The 14909-nt window shown below is 73.3% G+C and carries 17 protein-coding genes; 15 read left to right on the top strand and 2 right to left on the bottom strand.

Translation table 11 applies throughout. The features are described from left to right. Position 1 precedes the first annotated feature (1 nt). Positions 2-601 carry a C40 family peptidase gene (locus N542_RS26425; protein WP_051551412.1) on the top strand — a complete coding sequence of 200 codons (600 nt, stop codon included), beginning with the start codon at positions 2-4 and terminating at the stop codon, positions 599-601. A gap of 3 nt (positions 602-604) precedes the next feature. Here the strand turns inward: N542_RS26425 and N542_RS0105070 are convergent, their stop codons facing one another. After that, on the bottom strand, positions 605-1225 hold the full coding sequence (locus tag N542_RS0105070) for a hypothetical protein (RefSeq protein ID WP_028642992.1): 621 nt from the start codon (positions 1223-1225) through the stop codon (positions 605-607). Between the two features lie 193 nt (positions 1226-1418). On the opposite strand from N542_RS0105070, the gene N542_RS0105065 reads away from it, so the two are divergent. From N542_RS0105065 to prfB, 14 genes are all read left to right on the top strand, one after another. Beyond that, the gene (locus N542_RS0105065; RefSeq protein ID WP_028642991.1) at positions 1419-1802 is read left to right on the top strand and encodes a hypothetical protein; all 384 of its coding nucleotides are present in this window, start codon (positions 1419-1421) and stop codon (positions 1800-1802) included. Further along, a complete protein-coding gene (locus tag N542_RS0105060) occupies positions 1802-3181 on the top strand; it encodes a hypothetical protein (protein ID WP_028642990.1) in 1380 nt (459 codons plus the stop codon). Before N542_RS0105065 ends, N542_RS0105060 begins: the two co-directional genes overlap by 1 nt. Positions 3182-3315: 134 nt before the next feature. Then, positions 3316-4596: a CpaF family protein gene (locus tag N542_RS0105055; RefSeq protein WP_051551411.1), complete on the top strand. Its 1281-nt coding sequence runs from the start codon at positions 3316-3318 to the stop codon at positions 4594-4596. Continuing rightward, positions 4596-5447 (top strand): type II secretion system F family protein, encoded by an 852-nt coding sequence (locus tag N542_RS0105050; protein ID WP_028642988.1) that lies wholly within the window; start codon positions 4596-4598, stop codon positions 5445-5447. The genes N542_RS0105055 and N542_RS0105050 overlap by 1 nt, the downstream gene beginning before the upstream one ends. After that, positions 5444-6379, top strand: coding sequence for a type II secretion system F family protein (locus tag N542_RS0105045; protein WP_028642987.1), 936 nt, complete (start codon positions 5444-5446; stop codon positions 6377-6379). The genes N542_RS0105050 and N542_RS0105045 overlap by 4 nt, the downstream gene beginning before the upstream one ends. A gap of 29 nt (positions 6380-6408) precedes the next feature. Continuing rightward, the gene (locus tag N542_RS23495) at positions 6409-6603 is read left to right on the top strand and encodes a hypothetical protein (protein ID WP_036506503.1); all 195 of its coding nucleotides are present in this window, start codon (positions 6409-6411) and stop codon (positions 6601-6603) included. Further along, a complete protein-coding gene (locus N542_RS0105035; protein WP_028642986.1) occupies positions 6603-6998 on the top strand; it encodes a TadE/TadG family type IV pilus assembly protein in 396 nt (131 codons plus the stop codon). The genes N542_RS23495 and N542_RS0105035 overlap by 1 nt, the downstream gene beginning before the upstream one ends. Beyond that, a complete protein-coding gene (locus N542_RS23490) occupies positions 6995-7453 on the top strand; it encodes a hypothetical protein (protein WP_036506500.1) in 459 nt (152 codons plus the stop codon). Before N542_RS0105035 ends, N542_RS23490 begins: the two co-directional genes overlap by 4 nt. Continuing rightward, positions 7440-7883 (top strand): pilus assembly protein TadG-related protein, encoded by a 444-nt coding sequence (locus N542_RS0105025; protein WP_028642985.1) that lies wholly within the window; start codon positions 7440-7442, stop codon positions 7881-7883. Before N542_RS23490 ends, N542_RS0105025 begins: the two co-directional genes overlap by 14 nt. Positions 7884-7935: 52 nt before the next feature. After that, entirely contained in the window at positions 7936-8409 is a 474-nt protein-coding gene (locus tag N542_RS26420) for a CAP domain-containing protein (RefSeq protein WP_051551410.1), read from the top strand. A gap of 88 nt (positions 8410-8497) precedes the next feature. Next, positions 8498-9958 (top strand): hypothetical protein, encoded by a 1461-nt coding sequence (locus tag N542_RS0105015; RefSeq protein ID WP_155992856.1) that lies wholly within the window; start codon positions 8498-8500, stop codon positions 9956-9958. A gap of 49 nt (positions 9959-10007) precedes the next feature. Further along, entirely contained in the window at positions 10008-12350 is a 2343-nt protein-coding gene (locus tag N542_RS26415; protein WP_051551409.1) for a PAS domain S-box protein, read from the top strand. 53 nt (positions 12351-12403) lie between these two features. Then, positions 12404-13156, top strand: a complete 753-nt coding sequence (locus N542_RS27050; protein WP_028642983.1) for a response regulator — start codon at positions 12404-12406, stop codon at positions 13154-13156. A gap of 34 nt (positions 13157-13190) precedes the next feature. Next, positions 13191-14309 (top strand): peptide chain release factor 2, encoded by a 1119-nt coding sequence (gene prfB / locus N542_RS0105000; protein WP_028642982.1) that lies wholly within the window; start codon positions 13191-13193, stop codon positions 14307-14309. Here the strand turns inward: prfB and N542_RS23475 are convergent. After that, on the bottom strand, positions 14306-14908 hold the full coding sequence (locus N542_RS23475; protein ID WP_197025861.1) for a TetR/AcrR family transcriptional regulator: 603 nt from the start codon (positions 14906-14908) through the stop codon (positions 14306-14308). The genes prfB and N542_RS23475 overlap by 4 nt on opposite strands. Between the last annotated feature and the right edge of the window lies 1 nt (position 14909).

Genomic DNA, 14909 nt, shown 5'->3' with positions numbered 1-14909 from the left:
GATGACTCTTGCCCTGCCCACCACCCTGATCCGCGCCGGAGCGCGACTCGCCTTCTGCGGCGCGCTCGCCGTCGGACTCCTGACCTCCGCCCCGATCGCCGACGCCCACGGCGCCACCGCGACCTCCTCCAAGGTCGTCGCGAAGACGCTGACCAAGGCCGAGGCGAGGGCCAAGGCCAAGGCCCGGTCGCGCGCCAAGCACTGGCACGCCGCCCGGCTCGAGCGCCTCAAGCAGGTCCGCCACGCGATGCGCGTCGCCGGCCACCAGAAGGGCGACCCCTACCGCTACGGCGCGGCCGGTCCCGGCAGCTTCGACTGCTCCGGGCTGACCTACTACAGCTTCAAGCACGCGGGCTTCTCGCACATCCCGCGCACCGCGGCGGCGCAGTCGGGCTACGCCAGGCACATCTCCCGCAAGTCCCTGCGGCGCGGCGACCTGATCTTCTTCAACGGCGGCGGCCGCGTCTACCACGTCGGCGTGTACGTCGGTCGCTCCCACGGACGCCGGATGGTGCTGCACGCGCCGTACTCCGGGTCGCGGGTGCGCACCGAGGCCGTGTGGACGAACTCCTGGTTCGCCGGCACCCTGCGCCACCGCTGAGGCTCAGCCGGTCCAGTCGAAGGTCGCCAGGCTCTGGGCGATGATCTCCTTGCGCTGGGCCGGCGTGAACGCCCGGTCGAACCGGAACTGCACGTCGGTGTCCCAGCCGTCCTGCCGGACGCCGTACGCGTCGAGGTGGATCCCCTTGCGGGGGCTGCCGGCGACGTGGAAGAGCGTCACGCCGTCGAGCTCGACGTCGGGCAGGCGCTTCAGCGTGCCGCGCTCGGCGTAGGAGTCGATCGCGGACTCGGCCTGCAGGTCGAGGGGGATCGTGGGCCCGGTGTACTCGATCGACCCGAGCCGGACGGCCGAGAGGCTGGCTGACGGCGGGTTGGCCTCCGTGGCGATGTCGATCAGGTCCGACGCCTGGATCCAGTCCTTCGGCGCCTTGATCGTGGCGTTGGGCATCTTGAGCAGCGGTCCTGTCGCCGGCGACACCGACGGGCTCGCCTCCGCGGTCGCGGTCGGCGAGGTCGACCCGGACGGGGCCGACGAGGACGCGGAGAGCGACGGCTTGGAGCTCGGGTCGGCCTTCGGGTCGTCGTCGCTGCAACCGGCGAGGGTCAGGACCAGGCCGGCCGCCACCGCCGCGGCGGTCAGCTGGGGATGGGCGGAGCGCGACACGCGGGGCCTCCTGCGGTTCCGAGAACGTCGTGGTCACTCTAGCCACGCGCCCGGGTCGCGAAACGTGCGCTGGTCGGCGTCCGCCCGAGCTCGTGCGGGCCGAGATGTTTTGCCTCCGCGCCAACGGGGGAGGTGGCCGTACGACGGCTCGACGGAGCGAGACGAATCTTCATTTCGGGGGAAGGTCAGATAAATGGGAACGCTGGACGTGCTGACGATGCTGGGGCTGCCTGACGCTCTGGTCGAATCGTGCCGAGAGATCCTCGAGGAGCATGCGGCCACCATCCACAGCGCATCGCCGCCCACCGTCGGCAGTGTCTTCGGTGGCTCCGGGCACGGCGCGACGCTGGAGCACCACACGAGCATCGCCCACCAGCACGTCGCCGATGCGCTGAACCAGATGGTCGCGGGCCTGCAGGGCTACGCCACCAACCTCCACGAGTTCAGCAGGGACCTGCAGGAGCGTGACCTGCAGGCGGCCGCCGACCTGACGCCGAGCCGCAAGGCCGAGCTCGCCGACATCGCCTCCAACCTCGACTCCACCAACTTCCACAACTCCGGCGGGGGTGAGGGCTGATGGTGCGGGGTCCCCAGGCCGAGCGGCTGACCACGGCGGTCACCGGGGCCGACGAGATGATGGTCGGCGCCGCGGCGCGCGAGTGGGTCCGGTGCGCCGAGGTGCTCCAGCAGGTCGGGGACTACCTGACCGGCGCGTCGAGCACCGTGCGCTGGGCCATCGGCGGCGAGACCGGTCCCGCGGTCGACGAGGCGTTCAAGCGCTCCGCGGAGGCCATGCAGAAGAAGGCGCTGGTGCTCGGGGACGGGGCGACGGCGCTCGCCGACACGAGCGCGGCGATCGTGACCGCCAAGGAGGCGGAGGCCAAGCTCAAGGACATGGCGCCGCCGACGCCGTACCGCGCCCCGGTGGGCAACCCCACCGACGAGGAGCTGCACGACCAGGCGAAGAGCAAGGCCCGCGAGCAGCAGTTCGCCGCGAGCTACGCCGACCAGGAGGAGACCGCCCGGGCGCACGCCGACAAGCTCGACGTGGAGTTCGCCAAGGCGACGACCACGATGAAGAAGATCCACGGTGAGCCGGACCCGCCGCCGCCTCCGCCGCCCCCGACGTCGGGTGGCTCGACGGGCGGCAGCGGCGGCTCCTCCGGCGGGATGACCGGCAGCGCCGTCTACACGCCGATGTCCGGCACCGGCGGCGGGCCCGGTCCGCACTACGCGATCGGCCACGTCGCTCAGGGCCCGCACGTCGGCGCCGACCCGACGCCGCAGGGCCCCGGGTCGGGGTCCGGCACGACGTCCGGCGTCCCGGGCACCGCCGCTCCGGTGGACTACTCGGGCTCCACAGGCGCCGGTGAGATCGGTGGTGCCGGCGCCGGCTCGACCGGTGGCGGTGGCGGTGCCGCCGGGTCCGGCGTCAGCGCGGCCGGCCTGACCGCCGGCGGCGCGGCCGCCGGCCTCATCGGGGCCAAGCTCACCGGGGCGCTCAAGGGTGGCCTCTTCCCGTCCACCGCCGCCGGTGGCGGGGCGAGGGCCGGCGCGGCAGCCCGCGGCACGGCCGCCAACGCCGTGCGTGGCATCGGCAGCTCGGCGCGCAGCGGCGGGTCCGGCACGCTCGGGCGCTCCGGCGCGGCTCCCGGTTCGGCCGCAGGCCGCTCGGGCGCGGGCAGTGCCGGAGCCGGCGGCAAGAGTGCGGGTGCAGGTGCCGGCAAGGGCGCCGCGAAGGGCGCGGGCACCGGCTCGGGTGCGCGCTCCGGCTCCGGTGGTCGGGCAGGCACGGGCGCCGGAGGTCGCGGTGGCTCGGGTGGCCGCGGCGGCGCCGGGCCCAGTGGCCGCTCCGGGCGCAGCAAGGACGACAAGGACGGCAAGAAGCGCGAGCTCTTCGACGTCGGTGAGGACTGGGTCGACGACGAGGGCGCAGCCCCCGGCGTACTGGACTGACGGATCGCATCACGGAGCCGCCGCAGGAACCATCCTGCGGCGGCTTCGTTGTCCACAGATCACGGGAGGGGGCTGTTTCACCGGCCTGCTTCCCGGCAAGACTGGCGGCGAAGGATTCCATCTCGGGGGTCTCCATGTCCTTGGCTCATCCCGCGGCTCGCCGTACGCACGACGGCGCCGGCGCGCACGACGAACTCGTCGAGCGGCTCGACCAGCAGGTGCGTGAGCTCGTACGCCGGGAGGGCGTCGACCCGCAGCGCGAGTCGGCGCTGGTGCGCCGCATCGCGGAGAGCGTGGTCCGCGACCACGACGACCGCAGCCTGACCGGCGCGGTCGCCCCGGTGCCCGACGTCGGGTCGATGGTGGGCGAGCTGGTCGCCCGGGTCTCCGGCTTCGGTCCGCTGCAGCCCTTCCTCGACGACGACTCGGTCGAGGAGATCTGGATCAACGACCCGAGCCGGGTGTTCATCGCGCGCAACGGCCGGCACGAGCTGACCACGCTGGTGCTCACCAGCGCCCAGGTCCAGGAGCTGGTGGAGCGGATGCTCAAGTCGTCCGGGCGCCGCATCGACATGAGCAGCCCGTTCGTGGACGCGATGCTGCCGGAGGGCCACCGGCTCCACGTCGTCCTCGAGGGCATCAGCCGTGGCTTCTCGGCGGTCAACATCCGCAAGTTCGTCCTCCGCGCAGGTCGCCTGGGCCAGCTGGTCGAGCTGGGCAGCCTCACTCCGCCGGCGGCGGCCTTCCTCGAGGCGTCGGTGCGCGCCGGGCTCAACATCCTGGTCGCCGGCTCGACCCAGGCAGGCAAGACCACCATGTTGAACTGCCTGGCCGCGGCCATCCCGGGCGGGGACCGGGTGGTGTCGGCGGAGGAGGTCTTCGAGCTGCGTTTCGCACACCCGGACTGGGTCGCGCTGCAGACCCGGCAGTCCGGGCTCGAGGGGACCGGTCGGATCCAGCTGCGCGACCTCGTGAAGGAGAGCCTGCGGATGCGGCCCAGCCGGATCATCGTCGGTGAGGTCCGGGCCGAGGAGTGCCTCGACCTGCTGCTCGCGCTCAACGCGGGTCTGCCCGGCATGTGCACGATCCACGCCAACAGCGCGCGCGAGGCCCTGGTGAAGATGTGCACGCTGCCGCTGCTGGCCGGGGAGAACATCTCGGCGAGGTTCGTCGTGCCCACGGTTGCGTCGTCGGTGGACCTGGTCGTGCACCTCGGCATCGACGAGCGCGGCGTACGCCGGGTCAACGAGATCGTCGGCGTCCCCGGCCGCGTCGAGCAGGACGTCATCGAGGCCGAGCCGGTGTTCGAGCGGCGTGGCGCTGAGCTGCGCCGGGCCGGTGGGATGCCGCCGCACCTGGAGCGCTTCGAGCGGGTCGGGATCGACGTCCACCGGATCGTGGCCGGAGCTGCCTGATGGGCGCGCTGGTCGGACTGGGCGTGGGCATCGGCCTGCTGCTGGTCTGGAGCGCGTTCTTCCTGCCGCGCCGACCTCGCGGTGCCGCCACGTCACGGCGTACGACGGACCTGCTGGCGCGGGCCGGCCTCGGCCAGGTGTCGGCGACCGGGTTCGTGCTGCTGTGCCTGGTCTGCGCGACGGTCACCGCCCTGGTGATGCAGGTGGTGTCGGGGACGCCGCCGGTGGCCCTCGCCTTCGGCGTGATGGGCGGCTACCTGCCGGTCGCGGTGGTGTCCGGTCGGGCCCGACGGCGCCAGCAGGAGCTGGCCGAGGTCTGGCCGGAGGCGGTCGACAACCTGACCTCCGCCGTACGAGCCGGCATGTCGTTGCCCGACGCGCTGGCCGGGCTCGCCGTCCGCGGCCCGGCGCCGCTGCGCGAGGCGTTCGACCAGTTCGCGCTGGACTACCAGGTCACCGGGCGGTTCGGGGAGTCGCTGGACCGGCTCAAGGAGCGGCTGGCCGACCCGGTGGGCGACCGCGTGGTCGAGGGTCTGCGCGTGGCCCGCGACGTCGGTGGCGGCGAGCTGGGGCGCCTGCTGCGCAGCCTCTCCTCCTACCTGCGTGAGGACGCGCGGACCCGCTCGGAGATGGAGGCCCGTCAGGCCTGGACCCTCAACGGCGCCCGCCTCGCCGTCGCGTCGCCCTGGCTGGTCCTGCTGCTGATGTCCTTCCAGTCCGACGTCATCCACCGCTACGCCTCGCCCACGGGCGTGTTCGTGCTCGCGGTCGGTGCCGGGCTGTGCGTCGTCGCCTACCGGCTGATGATGCGGATCGGTCGCCTGCCCGTCGAGCGCCGGATCCTGTCGTGAGCCCGCCGGTGTGGGGCGCGCTGCTCGGTGCCACGGCCGCGGCCGGTCTGCTGGTGGTCGTCGTCCGGGTCCGCACCATCCGGCGTCCACAGCTCGCACTCCGGGTGCTGCCCTACGTTCGTGACCTCCCGCAGCTCGACGAGTCCGGGCCGCGGACCGCTCCGGCTGCGACGTCCGCGGCGGTCGGGGTCTTCGGACCACCGCTGCGCTCGGCGGCCGAGGCCGTCGAACGCGTGCTGGGCGGCGCGACGTCGGTACGCCGCCGGCTGGAGCGGGCCGGGATCGACAAGACCGTGCAGGAGCTCCGCGTCGAGCAGGTCGTGTGGGGACTGGTCGCCTTCGGCGCCGTGGCGGCCTTCGCCCTGCTCCGCGTGCTTACCCATCCCGGGTCGGTCGTCCTCTGGATGATCGCGTGCGCGATCGCGTTCGTCAGCGGCGTGCTCGCCCGCGACACCCACCTGACCAGCCAGGTGCGCCGACGCGAGCGCCAGATCCTCGCCGAGTTCCCTACCATCGCCGAGCTCCTGGCGCTCGCAGTGGCCGCGGGGGAGAGCCCGGTGATGGCGCTGGACCGCGTCGTGCGCCGCAGTGGCGGCGAGCTCTCGCGCGAGCTCGCCCGGGTGCTGTCCGCCATCAGGACCGGCGAGCCGGTCAGCTCCGCCTTCGACGCGATGGCCGCGACGACCGGGCTGCCGATCGTGTCGCGCTTCGCGCAGGGCATCGCGGTCGCCGTCGAGCGAGGCACCCCGCTGGCCGACGTGCTCCACGCCCAGGCGGCCGACGTGCGCGAGGCCGGGCGGCGCGAGCTCATCGAGACCGCCGCTCGCAAGGAGGTCCTGATGATGGTGCCCGTCGTGTTCCTCGTGCTGCCCGTGACCGTGCTCTTCGCCTTCTGGCCCGGCGTCGTGGGCCTCTCCCTGACCACTCCCTGACCACTCCCTCACCTGGAAGGACGCGATCCATGGAACACCTCACCCTCGCGCTGACGAGGATCTGCCTCACGGTGGTGGCACCGCGACCGCGTGACGAGCGCGGCGACGTGCCCGGCTGGGTGATGATCACCGTGATGACCGCCGGGCTCGTCGTCGGCATCACTGCGATCGCCGGGCCGGCCCTGCAGGACATGGTGTCCTCGGCACTCAACAAGGTGAAGTAGTGCACCACCGGCGCGGGCGGCACAGCCAGCGCGGGTCGGCCGTGGTCGACTTCGTGCTGGTGCTCGTCGTGCTCGTGCCGGTCTTCCTCGGCATCCTCCAGGTCGCCCTGGTGCTGCTCGTGCGCAACACGCTGGCCTCGGCCGCCTCGGAGGGGGCGCGGTACGCCGCCACCCTCGACCGCGGCCCCGCCGACGGCGCGGCTCGCACTCGCCAGCAGATCGACGGCGCCGTGTCGGGACGGTTCGCACGCAACGTCTCGGCCCGGCCGGCGACGGTCGACGGCGCGCCCGGCGTCGAGGTCACGGTACGGGCCGTGGTGCCCGCGCTGGGGATCGGTGGGCCGGGCGTCGCCCTGGAGGTGTCCGGGCATGCCGTGGAGGAGGAGGCACCGTGAGGCGGCGTCGCGGCGAGGACGGCAGCGCGCTGGTCGAGCTGAGCTGGCTGGGCATCCTGCTGCTCGTCCCGATGCTGTGGATCGTGGTCTCGGTCTTCGAGGTCCAGCGCGGTGCGTTCGCGGTGTCCGGTGCGGCTCGCGCGGCGGGGCGGGCCTACGCGCAGGCGCCCGACGACGCCGCTGGCCGGTCGCGGGCCGAGGCCGCGGCTCGCCAGGCGCTGGCCGACCAGGGCGTGCGAGACGCCCCGCTCGACGTGCGCATCACCTGTACGCCGTACCCGCGCGACTGCCACAGCGGCACCTCCGTCATCACCGTCGTCGTCGCGTCGCGGGTCGACCTGCCGCTGATGCCCGACATCCTCGGCGGGGGCGCGCCCAGCTTCGCGCTCGACTCCACGCACACCGTCCCGATCGGGCAGTTTCGAGAGGTGGAGGCGGGCGATGGGGCGCCGTGACGAGGACGGGGCGACCACCGTCCTGATCGTCGGGTTGGCGCTCGTCCTGGCGATGGCCGTCGCCGCGGTCGTCGACGTGTCGGCGGCGTATCTCCAGCGGCAGAGCCTCGACACGGTCGCCGACGGTGCCGCCCTGCGGGCCGCCGACCTCGGCGCCACCGGCGAGGAGGTGTACGGCGGCGGGGTGCCCCAGGGACGGCTCGACCTGAGCGTCGACCGGGTCCGCGGCTCGGTGCGGGAGTTCCTCGCCGGCTCGGGTGCGTACGCCGACTATCCCGGCCTGTCCTTCGACGTCGACCTTGATGCCGCCACCTCCACCGTGACGGTGCACGTCACCGCGCCGCTCGACCTGCCGCTCACCGTCCCGGGGTCTCCGGGCGTGGCCACGATCGGCGCGACCGGGTCGGCCGTGGTGGTTGCCGATCGATGAGTCGGGTTAGCGTGACGACGCACCTGCGCCACGCCGACTCGTCTGGAGTGTCATGTTCTCGGCTCTTCGATCCACCACCCTCCTGCTGGCCGCCGCCGTCCTCGCGGTCTCGCCCTGGCTCGTCCCGGTCCAGGCCGTCGCCGCGAAGGCGAGCCCGGCGGCGACGTACTCCCACGCGGCCTTCAAGGCGACCAACGTGCAGCGGGTCAAGCACGACCGGGTGCGGCTGAAGAAGTCCGCCTGCCTGACGACGATGGCCAAGCGGTGGGCCAGGCACATGGCCCGCACGGGCAAGCTGGAGCACCAGTCGCTGGGGGCCATCGCCAAGCGCTGCCACACCTCCTGGACGGGGGAGAACATCGCGGCCGGCTACCGGAGCGGCCGGGCGGTGGTCAACACCGGCTGGATGCACTCCCCGGGTCACCGGCAGAACATCCTGCGCCCGCAGTACCGGCTGATGGGGATCGGCGCCTACCGCGACCGCGACGGGTTCTGGTGGGTCTCGCAGGTGTTCGGTCGGCGGTAGCCCCCACGCGCCGACCCGGGGCCCGGATGGGTCATGCGGCCCCCTCCCCGCGTGGCTAGCTTGGGAGGACCGCGCCCGTGGAGGTCCCGTGACTGCTCAAGGCTCTCGGCTGCCGCTGGTCGTCGTGCTCGCGCTCGTGGCCGCCGCCGTGACGGCTGCCCCCGCGCTCGCCGACGGGCCACCGGACAACGCGCTGCCGGTGCTGGGCTCCTTCGTCGCGTCGCCGGGCTCGGTGGGCACCGACGGGGGCTCGGTCGAGCTGAGCGTCTCCGCGGCCGACCCCGACGGCTCGCTGACGGCGGTGGTCGCGACGGCGTACTCCAGCAACAGCGGCGAGACCGTCGCCGCCACGCTCGGCGGGCCGCCGGAGGGCGGCACCTGGACCGGCGGGCTCTACCTGCCGTCGAACCCGTCCGACTCCCCGGTCAGCTGGTCCGTCGAGGTCACGGCCGTCGACGACCACGAGGGCACCACGCAGGAGCTCCTGGGTGACATCTCGCAGGCGGGCGTCACGCCGTTCGACGAGCTCCCGTCCGTGTGGGGCGAGGACGTGTCGCCGCGCGCCGTCGGGCCCGGGGGCGACTCGGTCAGCATCTCCGCCTACGCCAGCGACGACCGCTCGGTCTCGTCGGTCCACGCGACCGCCAGGGACCAGATCGGCAGCGAGTACGTCGTCGACCTGGCCGGCGGGGGTGGGAGCAGGTACGCCGGCACCTGGGTCGCGCCCGGCAACGGCACGACGGGCCCGGTCGTCTACGACATCACCGTCTACGCCCAGGACGACATCGGGCAGGAGCGCATCGTCAACGCGGGGCAGGTGACGGTGGCGGGCACCGACCCGCCGACGGACCCGCCCACCGATCCGCCGGTCGATGACCCACCGGAGATCACCAGCGCCTCGGTCACCCCCACCACGCTGCCCGCCCACGGCGGGGTGGTCGACGTCGGCGTCCGGGCGACCGACGACGTCGACGTCTCGACGGTCAGGGTCTCGGTGTCCGGGCCGGACATCAGCACGCGCGCCGCCTCGCTGCCCGGCACCGGAGGCGAAGCGGCGTACGGCGCGCAGGTCCAGCTGCCGTCCAACGAGACGGGTGCCGCCAGGGCCTACTCGTTCGTCGTCACCGTGACCGACACCAACGGTGCCACCGCCTCGGTCGGGCTCGACGACGTCGTGGTGGCGGCCCGGGTGCCGAAGACGAGCGAGGGGACGCCCGGCGTCACGGGTGCGGTCCCGCTGACGCTGTCGAAGACCTCGGTCAGGCTGATCTCCACCCGCCCCGGTGCGAGGGTCGTGCGGACCGTCGTGGTCCGCAACGCGGGCAAGCACCGGGTCTCCGGTCGGCTCGGCGGACTGGCGGCGCCCTTCCGGGTGAGCGGGGCGCACCGCCACTTCGCGCTCGACCCCGGCGAGCGGCTGCGGGTCAGGGTCGTCTTCCGCGCCACCCGGCCCGGTCGCTCCGTCGACCGGCTCGTCATCGTCCGCAACGACGGCGCCCAGCGCATCCTGCGGGTGCGGCTGGTCGGCCGAGCCCGCTGGGCGGCGTAGTCCGGATCCGGTCACGACAGCGGGCGGCGTGGTGGGTTAGGTTCCGTCCGTGGCCGCGGGCGGGGAGACGACGACGCGACCGACGATCGTCGTGGTCGACGACGCGGCCGAGGTGCGCGCCCTGGTCCGCACCCGGCTCCGCCTGTCGGGCCTGCTCGACGTCGTCGGCGAGGCCGGCAACGGCGCCGAGGCGGTCGAGGTCGCCGGCGAGCTGCAGCCCGCGCTGGTGCTGCTCGACGTCTCCATGCCGGTGATGGACGGGCTCGAGGCCCTGCCGCGCATCCTCGAGGTCTCGCCCGGGAGCCGCGTGGTGATGTACAGCGGCTTCCAGGAGGAGGGCCTGGCCCACCGGGCCGCCGAGCTCGGCGCCTCGGCCTTCCTTGAGAAGTCCACCGCGCTCGACACCCTCGCGGCCGAGCTGGTGCAGCTGCTCGACCCGCAGGCGTCACCGCCGCCGGTCAGCCCGGCGGCGCCGCCCGAGGCCGAGGACGGCGAGCGCCGGGTGCTGCGCGAGCACCTCGAGCGCTTCCGGGAGGTCTTCGAGGACGCGGCCATCGGGATGGCGACGGTGACGCTCGCGGGCCGGATCGTCCGGGCCAACCGGTCGCTCGCCGCGATCGTGGGCCGCTCGGTCGACGAGCTCGTCGGCACGTCGTACGCCGCCTTCGCCGGCGCCTCGCGCGGCGCCCTCGACACCCTGCTCCGCGGGATCCTCACCGGCACCGAGGAGATCGGCCAGCTCGAGCACGAGGTCACCGGGGCGACGGGTCGACGTCGGGTCGTGGCGACCTTCGCGCCCGTCCTCGACAGCAGCCGCCGACCCCTCTACCTCTTCGTGCAGGTGCAGGACGTCACCGTGCAGCGAGCAGCCGAGGAGGAGCTGCGACGCAGCGAGGTCCGCTTCCGTCTCCTCGTGGACAACGTCGACGACTACGCGATCCTGATGCTGTCCCCGGAGGGCCTGGTCGAGAGCTGGAACGCCGGAGCGCAACGGATCAAGGGGTACGCCGAGGACGAGATCGTCGGCCGGCACTTCAGCACCTTCTACCCGCCCGAGGTCCGGGAGTCCGGCCACCCCGAGCGCGAGCTCGAGCTGGCGCTGCGCGACGGTCACTACGAGGAGGAGGGCTGGCGGATCCGCAAGGACGGCAGCCGCTTCTGGGCGACCGTGCTGATCACCGCGGTCCGTGACCGCGACGGTCGCCATGTCGGCTTCGCCAAGGTCACCCGCGACGTGACCCGTCGTCGTGAGCAGGAGGAGGCCCTGCGCGCCAGCGAGGAGCGCTTCCGGCTGCTCGTCGAGACCGTCTCGGACTACGCGATCTTCATGCTCTCGCCCCAGGGGCTGGTCGCGAGCTGGAACGCCGGGGCCCAACGCCTCAAGGGCTTCGCGGCCGACGAGATCATCGGCCGTCACTTCCGCACCTTCTACCCGACGGAGCTGCAGGAGTCGCGGCACCCCGAGGACGAGCTCGAGCTGGCCCTGCGCGACGGTCGCTACGAGGAGGAGGGCTGGCGGATCCGCAAGGACGGCACCCGCTTCTGGGCCAACGTCATCATCACGGCGGTGCACGACTCCCAGGGCCGGCACGTGGGCTTCGCGAAGGTGACCCGGGACATCACCGAGCGTCGGCTGATGCTCGAGGAGCAGGAGCGCACCGCGGCCGCCCTCACCGAGGCCAACGCCCGGCTCCAGCAGGCGGCCGACGACCAGACCCACTTCCTCGCCGTCACCGCGCACGAGCTGCGCACCCCGGTCGCCGTCCTCGGGGGTACGGCGGACATGCTGGTCGCCCACTGGCCCGAGCTCGACGACGTCGAGCGTGAGGAGCTGCTGCTCGGCATGGGCAGCAGCGCCACCCGGCTCCGGCGGCTGCTCGACGACCTGCTGACCGCCTCCCGCCTCCAGTCCAGCCGCCTCGAGCTCGGGCACGAGCGGGTCGACGTCGCCCGGGTGGTCGTCGAGTCGGTCGCCGCGGCTCGTCGTACGCACCCCGGGGTGGTCATCGAGGCCGACGTCGACGGCGCCGACCTGGCGGTGGTCGGTGACGCCGGACGACTGGGGCAGGCCCTCGACAACCTCATCGGCAACGCGCTCGTGCACGGCGCCGGTCCGGTGACCGTCACGGCCGGGGAGGACGGCCCCGACGTGGTGGTCACGGTGCAGGACTCCGGAGCCGGCGTGCCCCCGGAGATGCGGGACCGGCTCTTCGAGCGGTTCTCCACCGGCCGGGCCCGCGGCGGGACCGGCCTGGGGCTCTTCATCGTCCGACAGCTGGCGCGCGCCCACGGCGGTGACGCCACCTACCGGCCCCCGGTCGCCGACGTGCCCGGCGCGTTCGTCGTCCGGCTCGCCCGCGCGGGTGCGACCGCTCCCGACGACGCGACCTGAGACGCGCTGCGGATAGGCGCCCACAACGGTCGGTCACCGCCTAGGCTGCGGGCGTGCCGATCCGCGTCCTCCTGGTGGATGACGTCGTGGAGGTGCGCCGGCTCGTCCGCACCTCGCTCCGTGTCCGGGGCGGCTTCGAGGTGGTGGGTGAGGCGGCGGACGGAGCCGAAGCCGTCCAGCTCGCTGCCGAGCTGCACCCCGACGTCGTCGTACTCGACCTCGGCCTGCCCGACATCGCCGGGCAGGAGGTCCTCTCGCGCGTCCGGGAGATGTCGCCCGGCTCCAAGGTCGTGATCTTCTCCGGCCTCGAGACCGTCGACCGTGCCTGGATCGACGCCAACGCGGCCGGATTCGTGATCAAGGACGCCGACCTCGGCTACCTCGTCGACCTGCTCGAGTCCGTCGGACGGACGGCGGACAACGAGGCGATCATCGACCTGCCGCACGACCTCAGCAGCGTCAGCGACGCCCGACGCTTCGTGAAGCGGCAGCTGGCGGCGTGGGGCATCGTCGACCCGCTCGACGACGCGCTGCTCGTGGTGAGCGAGCTCGCCGCCAACGCGCTCACCCACGCGCACTCGTCCTACCGGGTCCGCCTGGCCTCGAGCGACGCGGCGCTGCGCATCGAGGTCAACGACGACGGCACCGGCACGCCGGAGCCGCAGCCGCTGACCGACGACGAGGAGCACGGCCGCGGGCTGCACCTGGTCGGCGCCCTGGCCGCGTCGTGGGGGATGGACGTCGCCGAGACCGGGGGCAAGCTGGTCTGGGCCGAGCTGCCGATCTCCGACCGGCCTGCGGAGTAGGCCGCTCAGCCTGCGACCCGTAACCTTGCTCCTTGTGGCAGGACCGGACTTCGACACCAAGATCAGCCAGCTCCAGGCGACGATGCACACCATCGAGCAGGTGCTCGACATCGACGCGATGCGCCGCGACATCGCCGACCTCGGCGAGCAGGTCGCCGCACCCGACCTGTGGGACGACCAGGAGAACGCCACCCGCGTGACCGGCCGCCTCTCCGCCCTCCAGGGCGAGCTGGACCGCGTGACCGCGCTCCGGGGACGCATCGAGGACCTCGAGATCATGGTCGAGCTCGGCCGCGACGAGGGTGACGAGGCCGCGCTGGCCGACGCAGAGCTGGAGCTCGGCCGCGTGCAGAAGGTCGTCGAGGGCCTCGAGGTCCGCACCCTGCTCAACGGCGAGTACGACGCCCGCGAGGCGCTGGTCTCGATCCGCGCCGGCGCCGGTGGCGTCGACGCCGCGGACTTCGCCGAGACCCTGATGCGGATGTACACCCGCTGGGCCGAGCAGCACGGCTACCCGGTCGAGGTCTACGAGACGTCGTACGCCGAGGAGGCCGGCCTCAAGTCGGCCACCTTCGCCATCCACGCGCCGTACACCTACGGCACGCTGAGCGTCGAGGCCGGCACCCACCGCCTGGTGCGGATCAGCCCCTTCGACAACCAGGGCCGCCGCCAGACCAGCTTCGCCGCGGTCGAGGTCGTGCCGGTGCTCGAGCAGACCGACGAGATCGACATCCCCGACGAGGAGATCCGCGTCGACGTCTACCGCTCCGGCGGTCCGGGTGGGCAGTCCGTCAACACCACCGACTCCGCCGTCCGCCTCACGCACCTGCCCACCGGCACGGTCGTCAGCTGCCAGAACGAGAAGTCGCAGCTGCAGAACAAGGCCAGCGCGATGGTCGTCCTCAAGGCCAAGCTCCTCGCCCTGAAGAAGGCCGAGGAGAAGGCGCACCTCGACGGCCTGCGCGGCGACGTGCAGGCGAGCTGGGGCGACCAGATGCGCAACTACGTGCTGAACCCGTACCAGATCGTCAAGGACCTGCGCACCGGCTACGAGCAGGGCAACCCGACCGCGGTCTTCGACGGCGACCTCGACGGCTTCCTCGAGGCCGGCATCCGCTGGCGCCGCGGCTCCGAGAAGGCCGACGCCAACTAGCGGCTGCCCGCCACGACGGCCCCGACGGCTCGCGCGACGGCGTCCGCGAAGTCGGCGCCGCTGATCGACCCGGGGGAGACCCGGGCGTCGTCGAAGAGCGCCTGCGAGGCGCCGAGTGCGAAGAGGAGCCGCCAGGCCGCCTCGGCGTCGGGGCGCGAGGCGTCGAAGCGGTCCCGCAGCCAGCGGGTCACCGTCGTGGCCAGCAGGTGGGAGCTGCGCTCGTTGCGCGCCTCGAGGGCGGCGTCGCCCTGGCCCTCGACCAGGAAGGCGCGCATCGCGCCGCGGTGCCGGGCGAAGATCTCCAACGCCGACCGGGCCAGGTGTCGCAGCGCCCGGGCGTCGTCCGGCTCGGCGTCGGCGCGGGCGAAGGAGGCCGCCGTCTCCTGCTCGATCGCCGTCAGCGCGCGGTCCTGAGCCGCCCGCAGCAGCCCGGCCCGGCCGCCGAACCGGTGGTAGAGCGACCCGTTCGACGTCTCGGCGCGTCGGGCGACCGCGGCCACCGTGACCGCCTGCAGCCCGCCGACGGCCAGCAGCTCGAGGGTCGCGTCGAGCATCCGGTCGGAGGACGACGTGCTGCGGGTCTGCACCGGGGTACGCACC

The sequence above is a fragment of the Nocardioides sp. URHA0020 genome (assembly GCF_000620705.1).
In the GTDB taxonomy this organism is placed as follows: domain Bacteria; phylum Actinomycetota; class Actinomycetes; order Propionibacteriales; family Nocardioidaceae; genus Nocardioides.
Note: the sequence above shows the minus strand (reverse complement) of the source record. Positions and strands in the feature narration are given on the sequence as shown.